The sequence below is a fragment of the Salidesulfovibrio brasiliensis JCM 12178 genome, from assembly GCF_001311825.1.
Lineage (GTDB): Bacteria > Desulfobacterota > Desulfovibrionia > Desulfovibrionales > Desulfovibrionaceae > Pseudodesulfovibrio > Pseudodesulfovibrio brasiliensis.
This window is the reverse complement of the sequence record NZ_BBCB01000158.1, coordinates 1-1708: the sequence shown is the minus strand read 5'-3', so window position 1 is coordinate 1708 and position 1708 is coordinate 1. Positions and strand designations below refer to the sequence as shown.

2 protein-coding genes are annotated in these 1708 nt (G+C 65.9%); both read left to right on the top strand.

Features of this window, described 5'->3' with window-relative positions:
* A partial coding sequence (locus JCM12178_RS17295) for a type II secretion system F family protein (RefSeq protein WP_054653220.1) occupies window positions 1-671 on the top strand: 671 nt, incomplete at its 5' end.
* A gap of 380 nt (window positions 672-1051) precedes the next feature.
* The coding region (locus JCM12178_RS17290) for a tetratricopeptide repeat protein (protein WP_157054985.1) at window positions 1052-1708 on the top strand (657 nt) is incomplete at its 3' end.

Here is a 1708-nt window from a genome sequence, read left to right as displayed (position 1 = left end):
ATCCGCCGCCCGGACGGCTGGCGCGTCTTTCAGGCGCCAAGGCCTGCCTGACCATCACGCTCGCGGGCGGATTCCTGCTGGTGCGCCAGTTCGCCTTCACGGACCTCGGCGTCCCGCCCACGGTGCTCGGCTCTGTGGCACTCGCGGCAGTTGGCTGCTACGCCCCGGACATCTGGCTCCGGATGCGCACCAAGAAGCGCAGGCTGGCCATCGTCAACTCCCTGCCCGACGCCCTCGACCTGCTCGTGGTCTGCGTGGAATCCGGCATGGGGCTCGATCAGGCCATCACCCGCGTCTGTACGGAAATGCGCAGCGGATCGCCGGAGATCAGCCTCGAATTCTACCAGCTCACGCTGGAACTGCGCGCCGGGCGCAAGCGCACCGAAGCCCTGCGCGACCTCGGCAGACGCTGCGGCGTGGAGGACCTCAACAGCCTCATCTCGCTGCTGGTGCAGGCCGACACCTTCGGCATCAGCGTGGGCCGCACCCTGCGCGTCTACTCGGACACCATGCGCACCAAGCGGTTCCAGCTCGCCGAGGAAAAGGCGGCCAAGCTGCCCGTGCTGCTGCTTCTGCCGCTCATCATGTTCATCCTGCCCGCCCTGTTCGTGGTCATCATGGGCCCGGCAGTCATGCTTTTCATAGACGTGTTCGCGGTACTGCCGAAGTAACACCAAGGAAGGAGAAACAACATGCCCAGAACCATACCCGTCATCGTGATGCTCGTCGCACTGGTGGTCGCCGCCTCGGGCTGCGCCCCCAAGAAGGCCGACACCTCAATGGACTTCAACGAGATGATATGGGGCTCCGGCAGCAATCTTACCGCCGAACAGCACATTCAGGTGGGCCTCGGCCTCGCTGCCAAGAACAAGCCGGAAATGGCCCTCATGCACTTTACCCGTGCCCAGAAGAAGGCCCCCGAGAACCTAAACGTGCGCGTCTACAAGGGTGACATGTTCCTCGATCAGGGCTCCACGGAGACCGCCCTTTCCGAGTACCGCAGCGTGCTGGAAAAGCAGCCCGATCACGCCGGGGCCAATCAGGCGCCGGAATGGTCTACTATCTGGCCGGGCTGGAAAAGGAAGCGGAAACCCATCTGCGCAAGGCCGTTGAGAGCGACCCCGCACAGTGGAAGGCGCACTGCTATCTCGGCATCCTGCTCGACCGCAAGGGCCAGAGCGGCAAGGCCGCCGAACACTTCCGGCAGGCCCTCAACCTCAGCAGCGGCAGCGACGCGGCCCGCGTGCTGAACAACCTCGGCGTGACGCGCATGGCCCGGCAGGATTACACCGGAGCCGCAGACCTGTTCCGGCAGGCGCTGGAGACCGGCGGCGCGTCCCCGCGCACCTACAACAACCTCGGTCTGGCTTTGGCGCGCCTCGGTCGCCCCGAGCAGGCCCTTGAAGCGTTCCGCTACGCCGGGGATGACGCCTCGGCCCACAACAATCTCGGCTACGTCCTGCTCATGGACGGCAAGCCCGCACAGGCGGCGGCCCACTTCGAACAGGCCGTGGAGCTTTCGCCCACCTTCTACGAAAAGGCCTTCGCCAACCTGAAGCGCGCCCGCATGGCCGCGGCTTCGGATCATCACAGAACAGGTTCTACCCCGAACCCACCGCTCGCGTCGTCCTCCGGGACGGCCGGGCGGGTCATTGCCGAGGCTGCGGCCCTCCCCGCCGCAGCCCAGGCAATGACGCCCGAGACGCAG